The organism is Nocardioides sp. SRI_004, assembly GCF_057586415.1.
In genome coordinates this window covers 313,622-331,939 of sequence record NZ_JBYCZV010000002.1, presented here as the reverse complement: position 1 = coordinate 331,939, position 18,318 = coordinate 313,622, and the positions used below count along the sequence as shown (strand labels likewise).

At 71.4% G+C, this 18,318-nt stretch carries 14 protein-coding genes; 13 read left to right on the top strand and 1 reads right to left on the bottom strand.

Annotated elements, in window-relative coordinates:
• The first annotated feature begins 40 nt into the window (after positions 1 to 40).
• From AC2YHB_RS03755 to AC2YHB_RS03705, 11 genes are all read left to right on the top strand, one after another.
• Positions 41 to 382 (top strand): L-rhamnose mutarotase, encoded by a 342-nt coding sequence (locus AC2YHB_RS03755; RefSeq protein ID WP_036547149.1) that lies wholly within the window; start codon positions 41 to 43, stop codon positions 380 to 382.
• Positions 379 to 1,566, top strand: coding sequence for an L-rhamnose isomerase (rhaI, locus tag AC2YHB_RS03750; protein ID WP_036547152.1), 1,188 nt, complete (start codon positions 379 to 381; stop codon positions 1,564 to 1,566). Before AC2YHB_RS03755 ends, rhaI begins: the two co-directional genes overlap by 4 nt.
• An 87-nt stretch (positions 1,567 to 1,653) precedes the next feature.
• A complete protein-coding gene (locus AC2YHB_RS03745; RefSeq protein ID WP_036547155.1) occupies positions 1,654 to 3,690 on the top strand; it encodes a bifunctional rhamnulose-1-phosphate aldolase/short-chain dehydrogenase in 2,037 nt (678 codons plus the stop codon).
• Positions 3,687 to 5,159 carry a rhamnulokinase gene (locus AC2YHB_RS03740; protein ID WP_179649445.1) on the top strand — a complete coding sequence of 491 codons (1,473 nt, stop codon included), beginning with the start codon at positions 3,687 to 3,689 and terminating at the stop codon, positions 5,157 to 5,159. The genes AC2YHB_RS03745 and AC2YHB_RS03740 overlap by 4 nt, the downstream gene beginning before the upstream one ends.
• A 46-nt stretch (positions 5,160 to 5,205) precedes the next feature.
• Positions 5,206 to 8,310, top strand: a complete 3,105-nt coding sequence (locus AC2YHB_RS03735; RefSeq protein ID WP_179649447.1) for a glycosyl hydrolase — start codon at positions 5,206 to 5,208, stop codon at positions 8,308 to 8,310.
• 22 nt (positions 8,311 to 8,332) lie between these two features.
• Complete coding sequence (locus AC2YHB_RS03730) at positions 8,333 to 9,073, top strand: (Fe-S)-binding protein (protein ID WP_179649449.1); 741 nt, start codon at positions 8,333 to 8,335, stop codon at positions 9,071 to 9,073.
• A complete protein-coding gene (locus tag AC2YHB_RS03725; RefSeq protein ID WP_179649451.1) occupies positions 9,070 to 10,530 on the top strand; it encodes a lactate utilization protein B in 1,461 nt (486 codons plus the stop codon). The genes AC2YHB_RS03730 and AC2YHB_RS03725 overlap by 4 nt, the downstream gene beginning before the upstream one ends.
• Positions 10,527 to 11,147 carry a LutC/YkgG family protein gene (locus tag AC2YHB_RS03720; RefSeq protein WP_179649453.1) on the top strand — a complete coding sequence of 207 codons (621 nt, stop codon included), beginning with the start codon at positions 10,527 to 10,529 and terminating at the stop codon, positions 11,145 to 11,147. Before AC2YHB_RS03725 ends, AC2YHB_RS03720 begins: the two co-directional genes overlap by 4 nt.
• Before the next feature lie 402 nt (positions 11,148 to 11,549).
• Entirely contained in the window at positions 11,550 to 12,803 is a 1,254-nt protein-coding gene (locus tag AC2YHB_RS03715; protein ID WP_179649455.1) for an acyl-CoA dehydrogenase family protein, read from the top strand.
• A 69-nt stretch (positions 12,804 to 12,872) separates the two neighbouring features.
• Positions 12,873 to 14,366: an aldehyde dehydrogenase family protein gene (locus AC2YHB_RS03710; protein ID WP_487353502.1), complete on the top strand. Its 1,494-nt coding sequence runs from the start codon at positions 12,873 to 12,875 to the stop codon at positions 14,364 to 14,366.
• Positions 14,367 to 14,572: 206 nt separating this feature from the next.
• On the top strand, positions 14,573 to 15,580 hold the full coding sequence (locus AC2YHB_RS03705) for a helix-turn-helix domain-containing protein (RefSeq protein ID WP_179649457.1): 1,008 nt from the start codon (positions 14,573 to 14,575) through the stop codon (positions 15,578 to 15,580).
• A gap of 57 nt (positions 15,581 to 15,637) precedes the next feature.
• On the opposite strand, the gene AC2YHB_RS03700 is transcribed toward AC2YHB_RS03705, so the two are convergent.
• The gene (locus AC2YHB_RS03700; protein ID WP_179649459.1) at positions 15,638 to 16,228 is read right to left on the bottom strand and encodes a TetR/AcrR family transcriptional regulator; all 591 of its coding nucleotides are present in this window, start codon (positions 16,226 to 16,228) and stop codon (positions 15,638 to 15,640) included.
• A gap of 116 nt (positions 16,229 to 16,344) precedes the next feature.
• Here AC2YHB_RS03700 and AC2YHB_RS03695 point away from each other — a divergent pair, with 116 nt between their 5' ends.
• Positions 16,345 to 17,538, top strand: a complete 1,194-nt coding sequence (locus tag AC2YHB_RS03695) for a thiolase family protein (protein WP_487353501.1) — start codon at positions 16,345 to 16,347, stop codon at positions 17,536 to 17,538.
• Positions 17,539 to 17,553: 15 nt separating this feature from the next.
• The gene (locus tag AC2YHB_RS03690) at positions 17,554 to 18,318 is read left to right on the top strand and encodes a 3-hydroxyacyl-CoA dehydrogenase (protein ID WP_179649463.1); all 765 of its coding nucleotides are present in this window, start codon (positions 17,554 to 17,556) and stop codon (positions 18,316 to 18,318) included.

Below are 18,318 nucleotides of genomic sequence, written 5' to 3'. Positions count from 1 at the left end.
GCCGTCACCCACCCGCAGGAACAGGGAGAGGAGGTCACCCATGCCCCGCTACTGCTTCAGTCTCCAGGTCCGTCCCGACCGGATGGAGGAGTACGTCGAGCGCCATCGGACCGTCTGGCCGGAGATGCTCGACGCGCTCGAGGAGACGGGCTGGCGCAACTACTCCCTGTTCCTGCGGGAGGACGGGCTGCTGATCGGTTACGTCGAGTCCGACGACCTGGTCGCCGCCCAGGCCGCCATGGCCGCCACCGAGGTCAACGCCCGGTGGCAGGCCGAGATGGCGCCGTACTTCACCCAGCTCGAGGGCGCACCCGACGAGGGGTTCGTCCTGCTCCACGAGGTGTTCAACCTCGACGACCAGCTCGAAGGCACACGATCATGACAAGTCACCAGGGATTCGCCGCCATCGCGGCCCAGCTCGAAGGCCAGGCCATCGAGCTCCCGTCCTGGGCGTTCGGCAACTCCGGCACCCGGTTCAAGGTCTTCGGCAGCGCGGGGACCCCGCGCTCGGTCGAGGAGAAGATCGCCGACGCCGCGACCGTGCACCGGTTCACCGGACTCGCCCCGACGGTCGCCCTCCACATCCCGTGGGACAAGGTCGACGACTACGCCGCGCTGCGGTCCTACGCCGGCGAGCAGGGTGTCGCGCTCGGCACCATCAACTCGAACACCTTCCAGGACGACGACTACAAGTTCGGCGCCCTGACCCACGTCGACCCCAAGGTCCGCCAGAAGGCGATCGACCACCACTTCGAGTGCATCGACATCATGCACGCGACCGGCTCGCGCGACCTCAAGATCTGGCTCGCCGAGGGCAGCAACTACCCCGGCCAGGCCGACCTCCGTGGCCGCCAGGACCGGCTCGCCGAGTCGCTGGCCGCGATCTACGACCGGATCGGCGAGGACCAGCGACTCGTGCTCGAGTACAAGTTCTTCGAGCCGGCGTTCTACCACACCGACGTCCCGGACTGGGGCACGTCGTACGCCCAGGTGAGCGCCCTCGGCGAGCGCGCCGTGGTCTGCCTCGACACCGGCCACCACGCGCCCGGCACCAACATCGAGTTCATCGTGATGCAGCTGCTGCGGCTCGGGAAGCTCGGCTCGTTCGACTTCAACTCGCGCTTCTACGCCGACGACGACCTCATCGTCGGCGCGGCCGACCCGTTCCAGCTCTTCCGCATCCTGTTCGAGGTGATCCGTGGCGGCGGCTACGGCCCGGCCAACCCGGACGGCCGCAGCGAGGTCGCGTTCATGCTCGACCAGTGCCACAACGTCGAGGACAAGATCCCCGGCCAGATCCGCTCCGTGCTCAACGTGCAGGAGATGACCGCGCGGGCGCTGCTCGTCGACCGCGAGGCGCTCGACGCCGCACAGTCGGCCGGTGACGTGCTCGGCGCACACGGTGTGCTGATGGACGCCTTCTACACCGACGTCCGCGCCGACCTCGCCGCTTGGCGCGAGGAGCGCGGCCTGCCCGGCGACCCGATGAAGGCGTACGCCGAGTCCGGCTACCAGGCGCAGATCGAGGCCGCCCGCGTCGGCGGCACCCAGCTGTCCTGGAACTGACCAACCGCCGGTGGTCGAGGAGGTCGCGCAGCGACCGACACGAGACCCCGTGACCGACCAGACCAACCGCACCCCGAGAAGGACGTCATGACGAACCCCGCAGCGGCCGCGCTGATCGCGCGCTCCAACCGCCTCGGCGCCGACCCCAAGAACACCAACTACGCGGGCGGCAACACCTCGGCCAAGGGCACCGAGACCGACCCGGTCACCGGCGAGCCCGTCGAGCTCCTCTGGGTGAAGGGATCCGGCGGCGACCTCGGCACCCTCACCGAGTCCGGACTGGCCGTCCTCCGCCTCGACCGGATGCGCAGCCTGGTCGACGTCTACCCCGGTGTCGAGCGCGAGGACGAGATGGTTGCCGCGTTCGACTACTGCCTCCACGGCAAGGGCGGCGCCGCGCCGTCGATCGACACCGCCATGCACGGCCTCGTCGACGCTGCGCACGTGGACCACCTGCACCCCGACTCCGGCATCGCGATCGCGACCGCCGCCGACGGCGAGGCGCTGACCAAGGAGATCTACGGCGACAAGGTCGTCTGGGTGCCGTGGCGCCGTCCCGGCTTCCAGCTCGGCCTGGACATCGCCGCGATCAAGGAGCAGAACCCGCAGTCGATCGGTTGCATCCTCGGCGGGCACGGCATCACCGCCTGGGGTGACACCAGCGAGGAGGCCGAGGCCAACTCGCTCTGGATCATCGACACCGCGGCGGCGTACATCGCCGAGCACAGCAAGGCGGAGCCCTTCGGCGCCGCGCTCGACGGGTACGGCGCCCTGCCGGCCGCCGAGCGCCGGGCACGGGCCGCCGCGCTCGCCCCGACCATCCGCGGCATCGCGAGCGCTGACCGGCCGATGGTCGGCCACTTCACCGACAGCGACGTGGTCCTCGAATTCCTCGCGAGCAGCGAGCACCCGCGCCTGGCCGCCCTCGGCACTTCCTGCCCCGACCACTTCCTGCGTACCAAGGTGAAGCCCCTGGTGCTCGACCTCCCCCCGACCGCGTCGGTCGAGGACAGCATCGCCCGGCTGCACGAGCTGGCCGTTGCCTACCGCGAGGACTACCAGGGCTACTACGACCGCAACGCCGTCGCGGACTCGCCGGCGATCCGCGGCAAGGACCCACTCATCGTGCTGGTGCCCGGCGTCGGCATGTTCAGCTTCGGCAAGGACAAGCAGACCGCCCGTGTGGCCGGTGAGTTCTACGTCAACGCGATCAACGTGATGCGCGGCGCCGAGGGCCTGTCGTCGTATGCGCCGATCGACGAGGCGGAGAAGTTCCGCATCGAGTACTGGGCGCTCGAGGAGGCCAAGCTCCAGCGGATGCCGAAGCCGAAGCCGCTCGCCACCCGGGTCGCGCTGGTCACCGGCGCCGCCTCCGGCATCGGCAAGGCGACCGCCGCCAAGCTGGCTGCCGAGGGCGCCTGCGTCGTGATCGCGGACCTCAGCCTGGAGAAGGCCCAAGAGGCCGCCGCGGAACTGGGCGGCTCGGACGTCGCCGTCGGCGTCCAGGTCGACGTCAGCGACGAGGCCGCCGTCCAGGCCGCCGTCGACGCCGCGGTCCTGGCGTTCGGGGGTGTCGACCTCGTCGTCAACAACGCCGGCCTCTCGCTCTCGCGCTCGCTGCTCGAGACCACGGAGAAGGACTGGGACCTCCAGCATGACGTGATGGCCAAGGGCTCCTTCCTCGTCGCCAAGGCGACCGCGAAGGTGATGATCGACCAGCAGCTGGGCGGTGACATCGTCTACATCTCCAGCAAGAACTCGATCTTCGCCGGCCCCAACAACGTCGCGTACGGCGCCGCGAAGGCCGACCAGGCCCATCAGGTCCGCCTGCTCGCGGCCGAGCTCGGCGAGCACGGCATCAAGGTCAACGGCGTCAATCCCGACGGCGTCGTCGCCGGCTCGGGCATCTTCGCCAGCGGCTGGGGCGCCAACCGGGCCGCCGTCTACGGCGTCGAGGAGAAGGACCTCGGCAAGTTCTACGCCCAGCGCACGATCCTCAAGCGGGAGGTGCTGCCGGAGAACATCGCCAACGCCGTGTTCGTGCTCTGCGGACCCGAGCTCACCCACACCACCGGTCTGCACATCCCGGTCGACGCCGGGGTGGCTGCCGCCTTCCTCCGATGAACGCCGTCCGGGTCGCAGCGGTCGACCTCGGTGCCACCTCCGGCCGGGTGATGTCCGGCCGGATCAGCGGCGAGCGCGTCGAGATCAACGAGATGCACCGCTTCCCCAACGGGGCGGTGCGGGTGCGCGGCTCGCTGTTCTGGGATGTCCTCGGCATCCACCGCGAGGTGCTCAACGGCATCGGCGAGGTGGCCCGGACCGGCCCGCTGCACGGCATCGGCATCGACTCGTGGGCCATCGACCACGGGCTGCTCGACCGCGACGGCCAGCTGCTCGGCCAGGTCTTCAGCCACCGCGACGCGCGCGTCGACGGAATCGCCGAGAAGGTGGTCGCAGAGGTCGGTGCCGACCGCCTCTACGGGACGACCGGCATCCAGCAGCTCCCTTTCAACACCCTCTACCAGCTGGTCGCCGCCCGCGGCACGGCTGCGCTGGAGTCCGCGGAGACGATGCTGCTGCTGCCCGACCTGCTCGGCTACTGGCTCACTGGCGCGATCGGCGCCGAGCGCACCAACGCCTCGACCACCCAGCTGTACGACGTCCGCACCGGCACCTGGGCGGTCGACCTGTGCCGGGAGCTCGGGCTGCCGTGGGGGATCCTCCCTCCCCTGCGGGAGCCGGGCTCCCTGCTCGGCCCGCTGCTGCCCGACGTCGCCCGGGAGCTCGGTGTGTCCGCTGACGTACCGGTCGTCGCAGTGGGCTCGCACGACACCGCGTCGGCGGTCGTCGGCGTCCCCGCGCAGGCCGAGGACTTCGCCTACATCTCCTCGGGCACGTGGTCGCTGGTGGGCCTCGAGCTCGACCAGCCGGTGCTGACCGAGGACGCCCGCCTGGCCGACTTCACCAACGAGATCGGCGTCGACGGAACGGTCCGCTTCCTCAAGAACGTGATGGGCCTGTGGGTCCTCTCGGAGTCGCTGCGCTCGTGGAGCGAGCGGCGCTTCAAGGACGTCGAGCTGCGCTCGCTGATCGAGGCCGCGGCCGGGTTCGAGCCGCTGCGTACGGTGGTCGACATCAACGACCCCCGTCTGCTCTTCCCGAGCAGGGCGGCCGACCCGATGCCCGAGCGGATCGCGAAGCTGGCGGCTGAGGCCGGCGAGGTGATCCCGCACTCGCCGGTCGCGATCACCCGCTGCATCGTGGACAGCCTCGCCGTCGCCTACCGTCGGCACGTCCGCACCGCGGCAGCGCTCGCGGGCACCGCGCCCGAGGTCGTCCACGTCGTCGGCGGTGGCTCTCAGAACGAGGTGCTCTGCCAGCTCACGGCCGACGCCTGCGGCCTGCCCGTCCTCGCCGGCCCCGTCGAGGCGGCCGCACTCGGCAACGTCCTCGTCCAGGGTCGCGCCCTCGGCGCGGACCTGCCGGACCTGCCGGCGATGCGTGACCTCGTCCGTCGCTCGTACAACGTCAAGCGGTTCGAGCCGCGCGACGGACTCGACTGGGATGCGGCCGAGGCGCGCATCTCCTGACCTGCTGCTCCTTCCTCCTCCCACTCCTCCCGGAAGGCCGACCCGCATGACCGACCCGACCCCCGTCCCCGGCGCCCGCCTCAACCGGCGCGCGCTCTTCGGTGCCGCCGCCGCGACCCTCGGCACGGCCGCCGCGGTCGGCGCCGCCGGCACCGCCGCCATGGCTCCGGCCCAAGCCGCTGCGCCCGGCACCGCCGGACTCCCCGACGCCCTCGTGAAGGCCTTCCGCAAGCCGGGGACCGCCACCGCAGCGGGCTTCCGCTGGTGGTGGCCGCACGGCCTCGTCGACCCGGTCGAGGTCGCCCGTGAGGTCGACCAGGTCGCCGACGCCGGCTTCGGCGTGCTCGAGGTCGCCGACGTCACCCACAGCCTGCGCGCCCGCGGCATCGAGATCGACGTCGCGTCCCACGGCTGGGGGACCGGCCCGTGGGTGGCCGGGGTCAAGGCCGCGCTGGCCCGTGCCGCGCAGCGGGGAGTGCGCGTGGACGTCACGGTCGGGCCCTCCTGGCCCGCGGCCGTCCCGACCATCACGCCCGACGACGACGCGGCCTGCACCGAGCTGGTGCACGGGCAGGCGACATTGCTCGCCGGCCAGGCCTACGACGCCGCGTTGCCCGAGCCCGTCGTCGAGGCCGCGTCGTCGGTGACCCGTCAGGAGCTGGTCACGGTGCAGGCCCACCGGGTCACCGGCCACGTGCGTGACCGCAACAACAACATCACCAGCACGATCCTCGACCCGGCGTCGTACGTCGACCTGGCCGCCGAGGTCGATGGTGAGCACCTCACCTGGGCCGCCCCCGCCGAGCCCGCCGGTGCGACCTGGGTCCTGCTCGCCACCTGGCAGCGCGGCTCGGGCCAGGAGCCCGAGGCCGGCCCGCACACCTCGCCCCGCGCCTACGTGGTCGACCACTTCAGCCGCCGCGGCGCGCAGAAGGTCATCGACCTCTGGGAGGACCGCGTGCTCGACGGGGAGCTGCGGGCGCTGTTCCGCGCGGCCGGCGGGTACCTCTTCGAGGACTCCCTCGAGATCGAGACCGACGCGACCATCTGGACCCGCGACTTCCTCGACGCGTTCGAGGCGACCCACGACTACGACCTGCGGCCGTGGCTGCCGTTCGTGCTGGAGAAGGACGAGAAGTACCAGTTCTCGCTGGCCGCCGCCGACCCCACGACGGCCGACAACCTTCGCACCAACGAGGTCCGCGACGACTACAACATCGTCCTGTCCGACCTCTACCGCGACCAGCACCTGCGCCCGATGCAGGAGTTCGCGAAGACGCTCGGCATGGGCATCCGGATCCAGCCCTACGGCCTGGAGACCGACACCATGCAGCACGCGGCGGTCGTCGACGTGCCGGAGACCGAGTCGCTCGGCTTCAAGAACCTCGACGACTACCGGGTGATGGCGGCCGGTCGCGACCTGGCCGGCCACAAGGTCCTGTCCTGCGAGGCGATCTGCTACAACGGCGCGGCCTACAACACGACCTGGGGCGCCAACAGCACCAGCCCGACGGCACAGAACCAGGCGCTGTTCACCATCAACAGCATCTTCGTCGCGGGCGTCAACCACCTGATGGTGCACGGCTTCCCCTATGCGAAGGCGCCCGACGTCACGTGGCCGGGCTTCGCGGCGTTCTCGCCCTACTACAACAACGCCGTCGGCTTCGGTGAGGCCTGGGGACCGCGGACCCCGCAGTGGCAGCACGTCCCCGGCATCGCCGCCTACCTCGCCCGGACCCAGCTGGTCCTGCAGACCGGCGCCCCGAAGTACGACGTGGCGTTCTGGCGGCACAAGGGCTGGGCATCGACCGGCATCGGCCCGCAGTGGATCACCAACAACGGCACCAAGCTCGGCTGGTCGCACTCCTTCGTGAGCGCGTCGTTGCTCGCGCTCGACGGCGTGGACTTCGCGAACGGCCGCCTGGCCCCGGACGGCCCGGCCTACAAGGCCGTCGTCGTGGGCCCCGACAACCTGCGTGGCAACGCCTTCACGATGGACGTCGACGGCGCGAAGCGACTGTTCGCGCTGGGCCGCAAGGGCCTGCCGATCGTGCTCATCGGCGACTGGACACAAGTGACGCCGGCCGGCCGGGACGACGCCGCGGCGACCACCGAGGTCCGCTCGCTGATGACCCAGATCGGTGCGTTGCCGACCACCCGCACGGTCCCCGAGGCCGAGGTCGGCAACGCGCTGGCTGCCCTCGGCGTCGTACGCGACGTCGAGCACACCGACTCCACGGTCATGCACGTCCGCCGGGTCACCGGCGACGTCGACCTCTACTACCTCGCCAACGCTCGCCACGCCGAGAACCGACGGCTCAACCCGGTCCAGCAGGACGTGTGGCTCACCGCCACCGACCGCGCGTCCGTCCCATGGCTGCTGGACGCATGGACCGGCGAGGTCACGCGGATCGCAGCCTACGAGCGCTCGGGCGCCCGAGTCCGGGTCCGGGTCGACCTGGTGCCCGGGCAGTCCACCGTCGTCGCACTGGCCGCGCCCGGCGCGGGCGTCGCCCGCTCGGTGCTGCCCGTCGCGACGGCCGGCCAGAGCATCGTGGCGCGCGGCGCCAACGCCGCCCTGCGGACGACGACCGCCGGCACCTTCGAGCTCACGAAGGCCGACGGGCGCACCGCGAAGGTGGTCGTCGACCGGGTCCGGCAGCCCGTCGTACCGGCGTCGTGGAGCCTGGAGCTGGAGGACTGGAGGCCGGCGAACCCGGCCGACCCGAAGGACCTCGCGACGTCGAAGGAGGTCCTCACCCGCGACCTCGCCTCCGTGCAGGCGTGGTCGAAGGTGAGTGGTCTCGAGGACGTCTCCGGTGTCGGCCGCTACCGCATGACCGTCGACCTCGGCGCCGACTGGACCGCGGCCGACGGCGCCTTCCTCGAGCTCGGCGAGGTCAACGACACCTTCCGGGTGCGGGTCAACGGCGAGCTGCTGCCGGCCCTCGACCCGATGGACGCGGTCGTGGACCTCGGCCACACCCTCGTCCCCGGTGCGAACGTGATCGAGGTCGAGGTGGCCTCGACGCTGCTCAACCGGCTGCGAGTCGTGACGCCCGGCGTCTACGGCGTCACCACCCGCCAGAGCTACGGCCTGACCGGTCCGGTACGGCTCGTGCCCTACGTCGAGAAGGTGGTCCCTGCCTGATGGACTCCGCGAGGATGAGCGCATGCGCGTCGCACTGATGGTCACCTGCGTCAACGACGCGATGTTCCCCGGCACGGGCCAGGCCGTCGTACGGCTGCTGCGGCGGGTCGGCGTCGACGTCGACTTCCCGCAGGCGCAGACGTGTTGTGGGCAGCCGATGGTCAACACCGGCTACCTCGACGAGGCGGTCCCGGCGGTGCGCTCCTTCGTCCGTGCCTTCGAGGGGTACGACGCCGTCGTCACGCCGTCCGGGTCGTGCGCGGGCTCGGCGCGGCACCAGCACCAGCTGGTGGCCGCACGGTCGGGTGATGCGGGGCTGGCTGCCGCGGTCGCGGAGACCTCGCCGAAGACGTACGAGCTGACCGAGTTCCTCGTCGACGTGCTCGGCGTGACCGACGTGGGGGCCTACTTCCCGCACTCGGTGACCTATCACCCGACCTGCCACTCGCTGCGGATGCTCAGCGTCGGCGACCGGCCCCGGCAGCTGTTGGAGAAGGTGCGCGGGCTGCGGCTCGTGGACCTGCCGAAGGCCGAGGAGTGCTGCGGCTTCGGCGGCACCTTCGCGCTCAAGAACGCCGACACCTCCGTGGCGATGGGCACGGACAAGGCCCGGCACGTACGGGAGACCGGCGCCGAGGTCCTCGTCGCGGGTGACAACTCCTGCCTGATGCACATCGGCGGTGTGCTGAACCGCGGCCGCTCCGGCGTCCGGGTGATGCACTTGGCCGAGATCCTCGCCTCGACCGAGGAGCGGCCGGCATGACGGGCACCTTCGTGGGCATGCCGACGTTCCCGTCGGCCGCGCGTACCGCACTGGCGGACACCCAGCTGCGCCACAACCTCGCCCACGCCACCGGGGTGATCCGCGGCAAGCGCGCTGCGGTCGTCGGTGAGGTCGAGAACTGGGAGGACCTGAGGCTCGCCGGTGCGGCCGTCAAGGACCGCGCCCTGCGCTCACTGGACTCCCGGCTCGTGGAGCTGGAGGAGTCGCTGACCGCCCGTGGTGCCGTCGTGCACTGGGCCCGTGACGCCGACGAGGCCAACCGGATCGTCGTCGAGGTCGCGCGCGCGCACGCGGTCGACGAGGTCGTGAAGGTCAAGTCGATGGTGACCCAGGAGATCGGCCTCAACGAGGCGCTCGAGGCTGAGGGCATCGCAGCCTGGGAGACCGACCTGGCCGAGCTGATCGTCCAGCTCGGCGGTGACCTGCCGAGTCACATCCTGGTGCCCGCGATCCACCGCAACCGCGCGGAGATCCGTGAGATCTTCCGCCGCCGGATGGGCGAGGTCGGGCGGCCCGCGCCGGACGACCTGACCGACGAGCCGGCGGTCCTCGCCGGCGCGGCGCGCGAACACCTGCGCGAGAAGTTCCTGCGCGCGAAGCTCGCCGTCTCCGGCGCCAACTTCGCCGTCGCCGACTCCGGCACCCTCGTGGTCGTCGAGTCCGAGGGCAACGGCCGGATGTGCCTGACCCTGCCCGACGTGCTGGTCAGCATCGTCGGGATCGAGAAGGTCGTCCCGACCTGGGCCGAGCTCGACCCCCTCATCCGCTTGCTGCCCCGGTCCTCGACCGGCGAGCGGATGAACCCCTACACCTCCACCTGGACCGGCATCACCCCCGGCGACGGACCCCAGGAGGTGCACGTCGTCCTCCTCGACAACGGCCGCACCCGCGCACTGGCCGATGAGACCGGCCGCCAGGCCCTGCGGTGCATCCGCTGCTCGGCCTGCCTGAACGTCTGCCCGGTCTACGAGCGGACCGGTGGACATGCCTACGGCTCGGTCTACCCCGGCCCGATCGGCGCGATCCTCAACCCCCTGCTCAAGGGGACGGGCGACCCGCAGACCGACTCGCTGCCCTATGCCTCCTCGCTGTGCGGCGCCTGCTTCGAGGCCTGCCCGGTGCGGATCGACATCCCTGAGGTGTTGGTCCACCTACGTGCCAAGGTCGTCGACGGCCACCGCGACGACCGGGTGCCGAAGCCCGAGGCGCTCGCCTTCCGCGGCGCGGCCTGGGCCTTCGCCGACCCTGGTCGCCTCGGCCGCGCCGAGCGGCTCTCCTCCGTCGCGGGGCGGGTCCTGCGCCGGCGCGGCAAGGCTTCGCTCGGGCGACTGCCCGGTCCGGGCGGTGCGTGGACCGACGCCCGCGACCTGCCGGTCCCGCCGGCCGAGTCGTTCCGGGACTGGTGGAAACGGACCGACGGAGGTGAGCGCGAATGACGAGCGCCAGGGACGAGGTCCTCGGCCGCGTCCGCGCCGCACTGCGCGACGTCGAGGGCGCCGACGAGCCGGTGGTCGCACCGCCCGGCGCTGCGGCGCCGGCAGGTACGTCACTGGTCGAGCATTTCGCCGAGCGGGTCGCCGACTACCGAGCCACGGTCGTCCAGTGCCCGCCCGACGGGCTCGCCGCGGCGGTCGCGGCCGCCCTCCCGGACGGCGCGCGGGTCGTCGTACCGGTGGGGCTGCCGGACGTCGTGCTCGCCGGCATCGCGTCGCCGGTCGTCGACGACGCCCTCTCGGCGGCCGACCTCGACGCGATCGACGCGGTCGTGACCTGCGCCCGCGTCGGCATCGCCGAGACCGGCACCATCGTGCTCGACCATGCGCCCGACCAGGGCCGCCGCGTCATCTCGCTCGTGCCCGACCGCCATGTCTGCATCGTGTACGCCGACCAGGTGGTCGCCGACGTGCCCGACGCCTTCCCGCTGCTCGACCCCGTCCGCCCGCTCACCTGGATCAGCGGCCCGAGCGCGACCAGCGACATCGAGCTGGACCGGGTCGAGGGGGTCCACGGGCCGCGGCATCTGCACGTGATCGTGGTGGATGAGTCGTCATGAGCGCAGGCGGCGGTCGAGCCGCCGACACCTCGACGCACTCAAGCGTGTCGCAGCCCGCGCACGCCTCGACGCCCGTGCGGAGTCGAGACTCTGTGCAGGCGTGAATCCGATCGCCCAACGGCCGGAGAGCCATTCACGGTGAGAAGGTCAGGGGTTTCGAACCCCCTCGCCTCCACCGGTGCAGCGTGAACCGGTCCGACGCCTCGATCCGAGGCGGGTCGCGGGCCAGCGCATCGGCCGGCTGCTCGCGGATCTGCCGGCTGCGCATCCGTCGGTCCGGCGTGCACAGCGGTTCCATCCACCGTGCACGTACGTCCACGCGGCGGCGGGGGGCAGGCGGAGAGATTGGGCGCATCACGAGATCTCCGTCACGTGACGGAGTCGCAACCCGAGGAGGCCGCCATGGCAATCGACTTCACCCTGAGCGAGGAGGAGCTGGGTCTCCGCAAGCAGGCGCGGGCATTCGCTGACGAGGTGCTCAGCGGCGTCGCGGACGCGATCGCCCCGTTCACGGACCCGCTGGACCGGTTCCGTGCCATCCGTCCGTTCTACGAGCAGATGGTCGCCGGTGGCTTCCTCCGCGGGCTGGTCCCGGCCGAGTACGGCGGCGGCCGCTTCACCAACCTGCAGTTCGCGCTCGCCTGCGAGGAGATCGCCCGTGTCGACGTCAACGTGGCGTCGGCACTGCTCGGCACCGGCCTCGGTCTCCACCCGGTCATCGTCGGGGGCACCGAGGAGCAGAAGGAGCGCTTCCTCCGCCCGTTCACGGGCGACCAGCCACGGCTCGGCGCCATCGCGTTCACCGAGGCCGCGGGCGGTGCGAACTACGACTCGCCCGACCCGGCGGCCGGCACCCGGACGTTTGCCGAGCTGGACGGGGACGAGTGGGTCATCAACGGCAAGAAGGCCTACACCACCAACGCCTCCGGGTGGGACGACCGCGGCGCCGACCTGATCAGCGTCATGGTCCGGACCGACATGTCCCGGCCTTCGTCGGAGTCGTTGGCGGTCATCGTCGTCGAGGCCGGTGCGCCGGGTGTCGAGATCACCGGCATGATCGACACGATCGGCCACCTCGCCACGAACTCGCCCGTGGTGGAGTTCAACGACGTCCGGGTGCCGGCGTCCAACATGATCGGCTCGCCGGGCGACGGACTCGAGCTCATCAAGGCCGCCTTCTCCTGGACCTGCTCGAGCATCGGGGCTGCCTGCGTCGGTCGGATGCGCGCGGCCTTCGACTTCGCCTACGAGTTCACGCGGACCGACCACCGGTCCGGTCCCCACCCCGTCCTGGAGTACCAGAACGCCGGCTACATGCTCGCCGACATCAAGACCCGCATCGAGGCCGCCAGGTACTTCGCGTGGAAGGCGGCCGACCACTACGACAAGACCGGCGGCAAGGACCGGGAGCTGGCCAACATGGTCAAGATCTTCAACTCCGAGCTGTCGGTGCAGACGGTCTACGACGCCATGCGCCTGGTGGGCGTCGAGGCGTACGGCGACCGCACCCCGATCGCGTCGATCATGCAGGACGTCCTCTGCTTCCCCGTGTACGACGGCGGGAACATGGGCGTCCGGCGCCGCGCGATCCACGAGATGCTCCTCAACCCTGCCTTCGACCCGCTGGCTGCCGGTGAGAACCGGCTCTCCCTCTGACCACTCCCTCGATGGGCGTCGGGTGAACCAGCCCGGGCGGCCACGCACACAGACGAAAGAAGGCACATCATGACGATCTCCCTGGAGATCCCGGACGCCGTGTCGGCGTTCCTGAAGTCCCCGGTCTCCCACCTGATCGGCGGGGCGGACGTCTGGTCGGCGAGCGGCGAGACCTTCACGACACTGAACCCCTGCGACGGATCGGCGCTGGCCGACGTCGCCTCGGGCGGCCCGCGCGAGGTCGACTTCGCGGTCACGGCCGCCCGTCTCGCCCTCGACGGGCCGTGGAAGCGGATGCCTGCGGGGGAGCGCTCCAAGGTGCTCTGGCGGCTCGCCGACCTGATCGAGGAGCGGGCCGAGGAGTTCGCCACCCTCGAGGCGCTCGACACCGGCAAGCCGCTCACGCTGGCCCGTGCCGTCGACATCCCGCTCGTGGTCGAGTGGTTCCGTTACATGGCGGGTTGGCCGACCAAGCTGACCGGCTCCACCATCCCGGTCACGGCGCCGGCCGGACCCGGGAACTACTTCGCCTACACCTTGCGCGAGCCGGTGGGTGTCGTCGGCGCGATCATCGCGTGGAACTTCCCTCTCCTGCTCGTGGCGTGGAAGCTCGCGCCCGCACTGGCGGCGGGCAACACGGTCGTCCTCAAGCCGGCCGAGCAGACGCCACTGACGGCTGCGCTCTTCGCCGAGGTCGTCCGGGAGGCAGGGATTCCCGACGGTGTGGTCAACATCGTCCACGGCGGCGGCGAGGAGACGGGCGCCGCGCTGGTCAACCACCCGGGCGTCGACAAGGTGTCGTTCACCGGTTCCACGGAGGTCGGCAGGAAGATCATCCAGGGAGCAGCCGGCAACCTGAAGAAGGTGACGCTCGAGCTGGGTGGCAAGTCCCCGAACATCATCTTCGGTGACGCCGACCTGGACACGGCGATCCCGGGCGCCGGCATGGCGATCTTCCTCAACCAGGGCGAGGCCTGCGAGGCGGGGAGCCGCCTCTTCGTCCACGACAGCGTGTACGACGAGGTGGTCGCCGGCGTCGCCGACATCGCGCGCGGGTTCAAGCTCGGGAACAGCCTGGACCCGGAGACGACCATGGGACCGGTCGTGTCGCAGGCCCAGCTCGACACCGTGCTCGGCTACCTCGACGCCGGGCGCCAGGAGGGTGCCCGTGCGGTGGCGGGGGGCCGCCGCCACGGCACCGAGGGCTTCTTCGTCGAGCCCACGGTCCTGGTCGACACCGAGCCCGGCATGCGGGTGGTCGACGAGGAGATCTTCGGCCCGGTGCTGACCGTTCAGCGCTTCACCGACACCGAGCAGGTCGTCCAGGCCGCCAATGCGACCGCCTACGGACTGGCCGGCGGCATCTGGACCCGCGACCTGGCGCTCGCCCACGACGTCGCCGGCGAGCTGCGTGCCGGATCGGTGTGGATCAACACCTACCACGTGCTGGACCCGGCCCTCCCCTTCGGCGGCTACAAGCAGTCCGGGTGGGGACGCGAGCACGGCGCCGAGGTCTTCGACGCCTACACCGAGACCAAGACGGTCGTGGTCAACAAGGGCTGACCACGGTCGTCAGTCGGCCGCGACGCCCTGGCGGGGCGTCCCTGGCACCGGACGGGGCGAGAGCGGATCACCTCCCGCCCCGTCCGGTCACCAACGGGACGGCAGAGATGCCAGAATGGATGGGGATGCACCGATCCGCGCCGCACGGGCGGATCCACCCGTAGACCGAATCCCGTTCTCCTGAGCAGCACCAAGACGGAGAAGTGGTGGACAGAACCTGGAGCACCGACACCTACCCGGTCGACCAGCAGCTGGCGTACTGGGCCGATGTGGTGTGCCAGGCCTTCACCCCCCTCGCGCCGACCCGCGCCCGCGAGCACATCGACCGCAGCCGCACGCCCGTCGGGCTGGAGGGCTGGGTCCGGTCCACCCGCCTCGGCGAGACGAATGCGGCCGAGATCGCCTCCTGCACCCAGCTCCTGCGCCACGGACCCCGAGAGGTCCGGCAGTCCCCGAGCGAGGAGGTCTTCGTCAACCTCCAGCTGGCGGGCTCCTGCAAGGGCGAGCAGGGCGACGAGCGGCTGGTGATCGGCCCCGGTCAGATCGGGATCTACGACACGACGGCGCCGTACACCCTCGAGTTCGAGGAGGCCCGCGACGGACAGGCGTGGCGCGTGCTGTCGTTCCGCGTCCCGCGGACCAAGCTCGCGCGGATCATGCCGGCGGACAGCAGGATCGGAGGGCGAGGCATCGACCGCCAACGCGGTGCCTCGAGGGTGGCCATCGACATGATGCTGAGCATCTGGGAGTCGCGCGGGCATCTCACGCCGGCCGCGCAGCTGGCGCTCGACGACAGCTTCGCCCAGGTCCTCGCCACTGCTCTCGGAGCGTTCGACGGGCCCACGATCGAGGACCGCGGCGCACGCGACGCGGCATTGCGGGCTGCGGCCACGCGCTACGCCCGCAGCCGCATCAGGAGTGGGCGAGTCCTCGCCGAGGAGGCGGCCGGTCACGTCGGGATCTCCGTGCGCAAGCTCCACCAGGTCTTCTCGAACGACGGTGAGTCCTTCGGATCCGTCGTACGCCAGCTCCGTCTGGAGCAGGTCGCCCGCGAGCTGCGCGCCCAACCGTCGGCGAACGTGACCGACCTGGCCCATGCGTGGGGGTTCTCCGACAGCTCCCACATGATCCGGCTCTTCAGGGAGCACTTCGGCTGCACCCCGACGGAGTACCGGTCGAGGACGGAGTGGGTGTCCCCGACGCCCAGCACGTAGGGGTCGGCCTGCGGCGCGCGTTCGGGCGCGCCTTCGAAGGTCCGGCGCCTGGGGCCGTCAGAGCAGGACGGTCCGTGCCAGCTGCTTGAGCCGCTCGACGTGGCGCCGCGTCGGCTCCTCGCGGGGGTCGAACGAGGTGGTCAGCGCCATCCCGCGCAGGCTGGTGAAGAGCACCTCGCGCAGGCCCTCGTAGCCGGGGCGCGCGCAGAGCTCCTCGCCGAAGAACGAGTCCATCGCGACGCGGACCGCGCGGGCGATCTCGCGCTCACCGGGCAGCAATGCCTCGCGGAGGTCCTCGTGGGTCCGGGCTGCGATCCAGAGCTCGGTCGCTGCCCAGAAGTAGGGCTGGGTGAAGGTGCCGGCCATCGTCTCGACGACGGCGTCGATCCGCTTGCCGGGGTCGGCGGGCCAGGAGTGGCCGGACGGCAGCTCGCCGACGCGGGCGCGGGCGAGGTGCTGGGAGGCCGCGATCAGCAGCGCGTCGCGTGAGGGGAAGTGGTGCAGGAGCCGTCCGCGGGAGACGCCCGCGCGCTCCTGGATCCGCACCGTCGAGGCCCCGCTGTAGCCCTGTTCGAGCATCACCTCGACCGCCGCGTCGAGGATCCGGCGCTGCACGTCGATGGTGCGGCTCTGCACGGCGCGCGACATGGGGCGCTCCTCTCGATCCGGGTCGGGGAGGGGTGACAAACGGCGGAGTCGAAGGCTACCCTCGACCTAACCAGTCAGCACTGACTGGTTTGTTGTCCGTCCTCCCGGAGGTCCCCGTGCCCACTCCCGTCATCGTCGACGTCGTCCGCCTCGCCTCCGGAAGGGGCAAGCCGGGCGGCGCCCTGTCCGGCACCCACCCGACGTCGATGCTGGTCCACGTCCTGCGCTCGATCGTCGAGCGCAACGACCTCGATCCCGCCCTCGTCGACGACGTCATCGCCGGCTGCGTCATGCAGGCCGGCGAGCAGGCGATGAACATCGGCCGCGCCGCGGTCCTCGGCGCCGGCTTCCCTGAGTCGGTCCCGGCGACGACCATCGACCGCGCCTGTGGCTCGAGCCAGCAGGCCGTCCACTTCGCCGCCCAGGGCGTCGCCGCCGGTGCGTACGACGTCGTGATCGCCGCCGGCGTCGAGTCGATGAGCCGCGTCCCCATGGGCTCCTCGACGATGGGCAAGGACACGTTCGGGCCGGAGGTCCACGCCCGCTACCCGGAGGGCCTGGTGCACCAGGGCATCTCCGCCGAGCTGGTCGCGCAGCGGTGGAAGCTCGACCGCGCGACCCTCGACGCCTACTCCGCCGAGTCGCACCGCCGCGCGGCCGAGGCCACCGCAGCCGGCCTGTTCGACCGGGAGATCGTGCCGATCACGGTGACCGACGCGGAGGGGAACGCGGTCGAGCACCGCGTCGACGAGACCGTGCGGGCGAGCACGACCGCCGAGGGCCTCGGCGGCCTCCAGCCGGCCTTCCGCACCGACGAGTTCGCGGCCCGCTTCCCCGACATCGAGTGGCAGATCCACCCGGGCAACTCCTCGCCCTTCACCGACGGAGCCTCGGCCGCGCTGATCATGAGCGAGGAGATGGCGAGCCGGCTCGGCCTGACGCCGCGGGCCCGCTTCGCGTCGTACGCCGTGACGGGCGACGACCCGCTGCTCATGCTGACCGCGCCCATCCCCGCCACCCAGAAGGCCCTGGCCAGGGCCGGCCTCGGCATCGACGACATCGACGCCTACGAGGTCAACGAGGCCTTCGCGCCGGTCCCGCTCGCGTGGGCCCACGACCTGGGCGCCGACCCGGCGCGGCTCAACCCGTGGGGCGGCGCGATCGCGCTCGGCCACGCGCTCGGCTCGTCCGGCACCCGCCTGCTGGCCACGCTCGTCAACCACCTCGAGGCGACCGGCGGCCGCTACGGCATCCAGACCATGTGCGAGGCCAACGGCATGGCCAACGCCACGATCATCGAGAAGTTCTGAGAAGGAAGACCAAGCATGCAGATCAACGACACCGTCGCCCTCGTCACCGGCGGGGCCTCCGGCCTCGGCCGTGCCACCGTCGAGGCCCTCCTCGCCAAGGGCGGCAAGGCCGTCATCCTCGACCTGCCCGGGGGTCCGGGCGAGGTCGCCGCGAAGGAGCTCGGCGACGCCGTGTGCTTCGTCCCCGGCGACGTGCGCAGCGAGGACGACGTGCTCGCCGCGATCGCCGCGGCCTCCGAGCTCGGCACCCTGCGGGTGGTCGTGAACTGCGCCGGCACCGGCGACGCGATCAAGACCGTCGGCCGCGACAACACGCCCTACCCGTACGACAAGTTCCAGCGGATCATCGAGATCAACCTGATCGGCACCTTCAACGTCATCCGGCTCGCCGCCGCCCACATCGCCGGCCTCGAGCTCGTCGGCGAGGAGCGCGGCGTCATCATCAACACGGCGTCGGTCGCCGCGTTCGACGGCCAGATCGGGCAGGCGGCGTACTCCGCCTCCAAGGGTGGTGTGGTCGGCATGACGCTCCCGATCGCCCGCGACCTGTCGACCATCGGCATCCGCGTGGTCACCATCGCGCCGGGCCTCTTCGACACCCCGCTGCTCGCCTCGCTGCCGGAGGAGGCCCGCACGAGCCTCGGCCAGCAGGTCCCGCACCCCTCGCGCCTCGGCGACCCGAAGGAGTACGGCGCCCTGGCGGCCCACGTCGTCGAGAACCCGATGCTCAACGGCGAGACCATCCGCCTCGACGGCGCGATCCGGATGGCGCCTCGATGA

Bases quoted from the DNA above. Each gene is read 5' to 3' on its own strand.
- AC2YHB_RS03700 (WP_179649459.1), bottom strand. From the start codon at position 16,228: ATGTCGCGCGCCGTGCAGAGCCGCACCATCGACGTGCAGCGCCGGATC.
- AC2YHB_RS03755 (WP_036547149.1), top strand. From the start codon at position 41: ATGCCCCGCTACTGCTTCAGTCTCCAGGTCCGTCCCGACCGGATGGAG.
- AC2YHB_RS03735 (WP_179649447.1), top strand. From the start codon at position 5,206: ATGACCGACCCGACCCCCGTCCCCGGCGCCCGCCTCAACCGGCGCGCG.
- AC2YHB_RS03740 (WP_179649445.1), top strand. From the start codon at position 3,687: ATGAACGCCGTCCGGGTCGCAGCGGTCGACCTCGGTGCCACCTCCGGC.
- AC2YHB_RS03690 (WP_179649463.1), top strand. From the start codon at position 17,554: ATGCAGATCAACGACACCGTCGCCCTCGTCACCGGCGGGGCCTCCGGC.
- AC2YHB_RS03720 (WP_179649453.1), top strand. From the start codon at position 10,527: ATGACGAGCGCCAGGGACGAGGTCCTCGGCCGCGTCCGCGCCGCACTG.
- AC2YHB_RS03745 (WP_036547155.1), top strand. From the start codon at position 1,654: ATGACGAACCCCGCAGCGGCCGCGCTGATCGCGCGCTCCAACCGCCTC.
- AC2YHB_RS03730 (WP_179649449.1), top strand. From the start codon at position 8,333: ATGCGCGTCGCACTGATGGTCACCTGCGTCAACGACGCGATGTTCCCC.
- AC2YHB_RS03715 (WP_179649455.1), top strand. From the start codon at position 11,550: ATGGCAATCGACTTCACCCTGAGCGAGGAGGAGCTGGGTCTCCGCAAG.
- rhaI (WP_036547152.1), top strand. From the start codon at position 379: ATGACAAGTCACCAGGGATTCGCCGCCATCGCGGCCCAGCTCGAAGGC.
- AC2YHB_RS03710 (WP_487353502.1), top strand. From the start codon at position 12,873: ATGACGATCTCCCTGGAGATCCCGGACGCCGTGTCGGCGTTCCTGAAG.
- AC2YHB_RS03725 (WP_179649451.1), top strand. From the start codon at position 9,070: ATGACGGGCACCTTCGTGGGCATGCCGACGTTCCCGTCGGCCGCGCGT.